Annotated in this window: 8 protein-coding genes; 4 read left to right on the forward strand and 4 right to left on the reverse strand. The window is 43.2% G+C overall.

The features are described 5' to 3' along the window. Positions 1-170: 170 nt before the first annotated feature. The 3 genes from CAG69_RS09550 to radC are packed head-to-tail and all read right to left on the reverse strand — an operon-like array spanning position 171 to position 1,524. Positions 171-599: a DUF2787 family protein gene (locus CAG69_RS09550; RefSeq protein WP_161443917.1), complete on the reverse strand. Its 429-nt coding sequence runs from the start codon at positions 597-599 to the stop codon at positions 171-173. Between the two features lie 26 nt (positions 600-625). Further along, a complete protein-coding gene (locus tag CAG69_RS09555; RefSeq protein WP_161443918.1) occupies positions 626-1,051 on the reverse strand; it encodes a DUF2787 family protein in 426 nt (141 codons plus the stop codon). After that, positions 1,048-1,524, reverse strand: a complete 477-nt coding sequence (radC, locus tag CAG69_RS09560) for a RadC family protein (protein WP_161443919.1) — start codon at positions 1,522-1,524, stop codon at positions 1,048-1,050. The genes CAG69_RS09555 and radC overlap by 4 nt, the downstream gene beginning before the upstream one ends. A 228-nt stretch (positions 1,525-1,752) precedes the next feature. Between radC and CAG69_RS09565 the strand changes: the two genes are divergently transcribed. The 4 genes from CAG69_RS09565 (at position 1,753) to CAG69_RS09580 (ending at position 5,684) form a co-directional block, all read left to right on the forward strand. Further along, a complete protein-coding gene (locus tag CAG69_RS09565) occupies positions 1,753-2,190 on the forward strand; it encodes an RNase H family protein (RefSeq protein ID WP_054395298.1) in 438 nt (145 codons plus the stop codon). A 161-nt stretch (positions 2,191-2,351) separates the two neighbouring features. Beyond that, on the forward strand, positions 2,352-2,537 hold the full coding sequence (locus CAG69_RS09570) for a helix-turn-helix transcriptional regulator (protein ID WP_161443921.1): 186 nt from the start codon (positions 2,352-2,354) through the stop codon (positions 2,535-2,537). Between the two features lie 797 nt (positions 2,538-3,334). Further along, positions 3,335-4,825, forward strand: a complete 1,491-nt coding sequence (locus CAG69_RS09575; RefSeq protein WP_161443923.1) for a SulP family inorganic anion transporter — start codon at positions 3,335-3,337, stop codon at positions 4,823-4,825. A 10-nt stretch (positions 4,826-4,835) separates the two neighbouring features. Further along, positions 4,836-5,684: a universal stress protein gene (locus CAG69_RS09580; protein WP_161443924.1), complete on the forward strand. Its 849-nt coding sequence runs from the start codon at positions 4,836-4,838 to the stop codon at positions 5,682-5,684. Between the two features lie 143 nt (positions 5,685-5,827). Here the strand turns inward: CAG69_RS09580 and CAG69_RS22760 are convergent, their stop codons facing one another. Next, a complete protein-coding gene (locus tag CAG69_RS22760; protein ID WP_161443926.1) occupies positions 5,828-5,980 on the reverse strand; it encodes a helix-turn-helix domain-containing protein in 153 nt (50 codons plus the stop codon). Between the last annotated feature and the right edge of the window lie 20 nt (positions 5,981-6,000).

The raw sequence follows: 6,000 nt of genomic DNA on the forward strand, positions 1-6,000 counted from the left end.
AAGCACAGAACGGGTAATGACAAGAAACCCTTATGCAATAAGGGATTGAAGCTTCCCGTTTGAACAATATGGGAAGCAGGCATCGGCGCAGCTCTATGCTGGTGGTTTTGTTGAATGCTTGGTAACGGAAGGGGAGTGTTTTGGGGTAGTAAGTGGATTGGCTTTGGTTGCTAGCCACACTTAATCTGAATTTGGTTGTAAGCGTCCATTGCTACATAAGCTAGAAAGTTACACTCCCACATTTCATATAGCTCGGTTGTTTCTTGTAGGTGCATGCCCAGCCAGCCGCTAAAGCGAGCGAAAGCGACGTTGTTAGCAAAATCAAAAGTCAGGTCGGGAACCAGTTCCGGTGTTTCATCACCCACATAAACGCGGTCCGTTATCTCCCTAATGGCAATATGGCTGTCTTTAATATCGATAGTGATAGATACAGGATGAAACCCTCCATCTTTCGGATGGTAACTGGTGTCCTTAAAACGGATAGTTAGCCGTCCTCGGTAATTAACATCATGAATAGAGCGTTTGATTAAGTCTTTGAGTTGGTGTGAAGGCGTGGCTCGCTTGCATGCGAACATAGCCAGGTTAGCAGCTTGATTCATAGTGACCTCTTTGACGGAAATGGAGATTAGCGAATGGGGGTAATGTCGATTGAGATTGCAGAGTGTGCGATGAGCGAGCGAGTGACTGCTTTAAGCCAACTGGCGAGTAAGGTTTGTACTTCTGGCCGTTGTAAGCTGCACTGTTTAATCTCAGGGTGATAGAACCAACACCCTGAGAAGTTGAAATACAGCGATAACTCTTTTTGGGGCGTGCCTGTGACGACAACATCAAAGGTGGCGATAAAGCGAAGCTGCCAGGGCGAATCACTGGATGTGCGTTCTAGTTGAATTTCAATGGGCTGAAATCGTTGGTCAGTCCCTTGGGAGCGAATGTTTAGCGCCAATCGCTCAACTGTATTAGGAATGGTGCTGTCCAATAGCAGGGCATCCAGAAAGCAATGCATTGGAGCAACGAGCTCATCACTAAGTCCGGAAACAATAAACTCACTCATATCAATCCCTTCTCAGCAAATGAAACACAATCTTCACCAACAACGATGTGGTCTAAGACACGGATATCCACTAGCTTTAGAGCGTCGATAAGTCGATGTGTAATGCGTTTGTCGGCTTGGCTAGGCTCAGCAATGCCGGAAGGGTGGTTGTGGGCAAAAATCACGGCGGCAGCGTTGTGGTTTAGTGCTGTCTTCAATACTTCACGGGGATAAATCGAAGCGGCGTCAATCGTGCCAAAGAACAACTCTTCGAAACAGATCAATTGATGTTGGTTATCAAGAAACATCACGGCAAACACTTCTCGGTCATGAGCTCCTAATTTGAGTTTTAAGTACTCTTTGACATTGGTTGGGTTAGTGAACGTGCCTTCACGTTTGTATTTCACAGCCAGTGCTTCGGCTGCACGCTCTAGCAGTTCATTGAGTTCTGAAGTCTCAAAGGGGTAGTCATGGTCAGTATTTGGGGTACGCATAAGGGCTCCTTGGGCTATCTGTTTGGTTATGCGTACTGATGAAATATATCTGAAAGGGTTTTAAATCAGGCTTGTTAGGAATTGGAGGGTGGAAAGCAAGCGTGCCTAGAGACAGGTAAAAAATAACTTACTTGCCGTTGTTATGTAGGAATCGCTGTAAAGCAAGTTATTAACAACCAAGCCGAATCAGAGAACGTATCGGCTTATTAGTCTCTGGAGAGTATGACAATGAATACAGAAATTTATGTAGAAGCGGCCATGGTGAGAAAGCAAAGAGGTCGTCTTGTTGGCGGTGTTGGCTTAATCGTGATCGATGATGATGCGTGCATTGAACATGAAGATTGGGAGTATTTTGACTATGTCGCAGACCAAACTTACCTAGAGCTGTCAGCTCTTGCTTTTGGGTTAAAGCATGCGAGAGATGGCGATATTATCTATTCAAGCAGCGATTATTGCGTCAAAGGCTTTAATGAGTGGTTAGATGGCTGGAAGCGACGAGATTGGCGTAAGGCAAATAAAGAACCGGTAGCTAATGAAGACCTTTGGCGACTGGTGGATGAAAGAAGCGCGGAGAAGCGTGTTGAGGTGAGAAAAGTCGCAGCCTGTTCAGCAGGAAAAGATGCAGCTTATAGATACGCTCTCGCAGCGGCGAACCGTCAGTTGTAATGAAAATGAATCACTTGCTGGTACTGCCAGCAAGTGATTCATCTTTGTGTGCTGCTTTGTTCAGGAACTGTTAGCTGTAGCCTCAGAGTAGGCGAGTAGGAAAAGTAAAAAATAACGCAGCGGCCTTTGTTATGAGTTGAACTACATAACAAGGTATTAAAATGTTGAATTTTCTTAACTTAGAGCAAGTTGTAACCAAAACAACACTATGTAAAAGCACTATTTATGAGCTAATGAAAAATGGGGAGTTTCCAAAAAACTTCACCGTATCAGGTAAGCGTAAGGCTTGGCTGGAAAGTGATGTTGAAGATTGGATGATGAGCAAAGTGGAGAGCTCTGAACTGTAAATGAGATAGAAAATGACACAGATAAGGTTTGTATTATCTACAGGTTATCAATTTTTATAAACCAAGACGTTGCTAATGAGGAAGCCATGTTTGCAGTATGCCTAGAACAGAGCGCGCAAGGCTATCAATGAGTGCATAAGCAACGTCATTAAAAACTACGACAATATCTTCATCTTCAAACCTGTTGAAGCTGGCACAAGCACTCGATGTTCATACAGAGTATTTCTTTCGCCCAACTCGGGTGAAGTTAGAAGGTGTTGAGTGTTGCAAGTTTGTAAGACGCTAAAGGAAATGCTGGATCGAATCAATGGTGACCTTCTGGGCCAAGCTGAATAGTGATAAGAGCTATTAGAGTTCAACCCTGACTTACTAAACTCCCATTCCTGTACTTATTCTACTAGAAGAGCTTTCAGAACAAATTACTAACTTGGAGCAAGTGGAAGAGCTAGTTATTCAAATGCGTCACGAATGAGATCTTGGCTTAAACCTTATTCAAGATATGAGCGATACACTCAGGTGGAACTGTTGAGCTATTTGTATCGTAACTCATAGTTGGATGTGCGACGTGAAGTCGTATGAAGCGCTGTTCACCGCTCAACGAGTGAATGTATGGTACGGCCCGCGTAATGCGAATCCACTTTTGTAATTACAAATTTGACTATTTCTTAATCTGTGGTTACGATCACGTTTTTATTTTTTATGGAGCGACTCGATGTCAATTACGCCGCCTTAGACCACCTGCCTTCCTCAATTCCTTTCTATACATTAACTAATTTATTAATTTTACGAGTAAATTCATGATTGAAACGATGAAACGTGATTGGTTATCCAATGTGCGTGGTGATGTGCTGGCTGGCATAGTTGTAGCACTGGCTTTGATCCCTGAAGCGATTGCGTTCTCCATTATCGCTGGTGTTGACCCTAAAGTGGGTCTTTACGCCTCATTTAGTATTGCTTTTATCATCTCGATTGTCGGTGGACGTCCAGGAATGATATCAGCGGCAACAGGAGCGATGGCTTTATTGATGGTCACGCTCGTTAAAGAGCATGGCTTACAATACCTATTAGCTGCAACCGTGTTGACAGGCATCATCCAAATCGCAGCAGGTTATCTCAAGCTAGGTGATTTAATGCGCTTTGTCTCTCGGTCAGTAGTCACTGGCTTTGTGAATGCGTTAGCGATTCTGATTTTTATGGCGCAACTGCCAGAGTTGACCAACGTGACCTGGCATGTTTATGCGATGACGGCTGCGGGTCTTGCGATTATCTACTTGTTCCCTTATCTCCCTTATGTCGGCAAACTTTTACCATCACCACTTGTGTGTATTATCTCGCTAACGGCAGTCGCGATTGTATTTAATATTGACATTCGTACTGTTGGTGATATGGGACAACTACCTGACACTTTGCCTGTTTTCTTATGGCCTGATGTCCCGCTTAACCTTGAAACACTTTGGATTATTTTGCCTTACTCATTAGGTCTTGCGATTGTGGGCTTGCTTGAATCTATGATGACAGCGACGATTGTGGATGATTTAACGGATACTAACAGCGATAAGAACCGTGAGTGTAAAGGACAAGGTATTGCCAATATCGCAACAGGCTTTATTGGTGGTATGGCAGGCTGTGCCATGATTGGTCAGTCCATTATCAATATCAAATCGGGCGGTCGTGGTCGTCTTTCTACGCTTTGTGCGGGTATTTTCTTATTGATTATGGTGGTTTTCCTCAGTGATTGGCTGAAACTTATTCCAATGGCTGCATTAGTTGCCGTGATGATCATGGTCTCTATTGGTACTTTCTCTTGGAGTTCGATTAAAGATCTTAAGTCTCATCCTATATCGACCAATATTGTTATGATTGCGACAGTAGTGGTAGTGGTCGCGACTCACAACCTCGCTATTGGTGTCTTTGTCGGTGTTTTACTGGCTTCGCTGTTTTTTTCCAACAAGATTGGTCGTTTTATGGTGGTGAAAAGCGATTTGTCTGAAAGTGGTGAAGAGCGTACGTATCGTGTTGTGGGACAAGTCTTTTTTGCTTCGTCGGATCAATTTTTAAGAGCGTTTGACTTTAAAGAAGCGCTTGAGCGTGTCACGATTGATCTCTCAAATGCACATTTCTGGGATATTACCTCGGTTTCTTCTCTCGATCGTGTTGTAATTAAATTCAGACGTGAAGGCACCGATGTCAATTTGATTGGCATGAATGAAGCAACCAGCACCATCGTTGATAAGTTTGGTATCCACGATAAACCAGAAGAAGTTGAAAAACTGATGGGCGGACACTAAGGAGCCAAATATGACAAACATAATCGCGTGTATCGATGGATCAAGCTATTCTCAATCAGTTGCCGACATTGGCGCATGGACATCAAAAAAACTATCTGCACCCCTGACGTTACTTCATGTATTGGACAAATCGTCACAAGAAGCGGACAGTGAATTAAGTGGCAATATTGGCTTAGGTGCGAGAGAGCAGTTACTGGCAGAGCTTGTTGAACTTGATGAGCAACGAGCAAAAATTGCACTAAAGCACGGCAAAGCGCTATTAAGCGAGCTAGAAAGCCACTTGAATGATCAGGGTCACAACGATATTCAAAAGCGACAAAAGCATGGCAATCTTGTTGAAACCTTAACCGATATGGAGCAAGACATTCGTGTTTTAGTTATGGGTAAGTCTGGTGAGCTTCATCAGAATGACACTAAAACCATTGGCTCCCAGTTAGAAAGTGTTGTGCGTTCGATTAAGGCTCATATCCTGATTGCCTCAGGTCATTTTTCTCAGCCAGATAGTTACATACTTGCCTTCGACGGCAGTACGATCAGCGAGAAACTGGTTGATAAGGCGATCAACACGCCGCTTCTAAAAGGCATGACCTGTCATCTTGTGATGGTTGAAGATTCTGAGAGTAAATGTGATGCTTTTTCAAATGCAGCGCAGAAACTTAAGGACAAGGGCATCAACGTTTTTGAAGCCCAATTACAAGGTGAAGTGCATTCTGCTATCTTGACCTATCAGCAGCAGCAAAAGATTGGCATGATTGTGATGGGTGCTTACGGGCATTCTAAACTTCGCCAATTCTTCGTCGGAAGTAATACGACTAGGATTATTACCGACACAACGGTCCCTCTACTACTGATACGATAGAGTCTGAAGCCTTCCTAACGGAAGGCTTTTTCTTAGATATATTACAAAAACTAAAGATTAACTATCTTCAGAAGATACTTTGAAAGTTCTTCTGAAAAATGGGACAAAAGTTTTTAGAAAAAACCATTAGAAACTAGTGCAGGTTATGGGTTGGTAGAACTATCGCTTTTATCAATCCATCGATATAAGGTTCGTCGAGTTATCCCTAACGTATCGGCAGCCTTAGCTTTGTTTCCTCCCACTCTCTCAAGAATGAATTTGATATAGTTACGTTGAAGCTCATTTAACGATGGCATATCTCCGGATAAATATTCAA

Origin of the sequence: Vibrio sp. V43_P6S15P86, assembly GCF_009904725.1 — a bacterium.
Lineage (GTDB): Bacteria > Pseudomonadota > Gammaproteobacteria > Enterobacterales > Vibrionaceae > Vibrio > Vibrio diabolicus.

What these genes read in the sequence shown, in the direction of transcription:
- CAG69_RS09550 (WP_161443917.1), bottom strand. Translation starts at nt 599, where the DNA reads ATGAATCAAGCTGCTAACCTGGCTATGTTCGCATGCAAGCGAGCCACG.
- CAG69_RS09555 (WP_161443918.1), bottom strand. Translation starts at nt 1,051, where the DNA reads ATGAGTGAGTTTATTGTTTCCGGACTTAGTGATGAGCTCGTTGCTCCA.
- radC (WP_161443919.1), bottom strand. Translation starts at nt 1,524, where the DNA reads ATGCGTACCCCAAATACTGACCATGACTACCCCTTTGAGACTTCAGAA.
- CAG69_RS09565 (WP_054395298.1), top strand. Translation starts at nt 1,753, where the DNA reads ATGAATACAGAAATTTATGTAGAAGCGGCCATGGTGAGAAAGCAAAGA.
- CAG69_RS09570 (WP_161443921.1), top strand. Translation starts at nt 2,352, where the DNA reads ATGTTGAATTTTCTTAACTTAGAGCAAGTTGTAACCAAAACAACACTA.
- CAG69_RS09575 (WP_161443923.1), top strand. Translation starts at nt 3,335, where the DNA reads ATGATTGAAACGATGAAACGTGATTGGTTATCCAATGTGCGTGGTGAT.
- CAG69_RS09580 (WP_161443924.1), top strand. Translation starts at nt 4,836, where the DNA reads ATGACAAACATAATCGCGTGTATCGATGGATCAAGCTATTCTCAATCA.
- CAG69_RS22760 (WP_161443926.1), bottom strand. Translation starts at nt 5,980, where the DNA reads ATGCCATCGTTAAATGAGCTTCAACGTAACTATATCAAATTCATTCTT.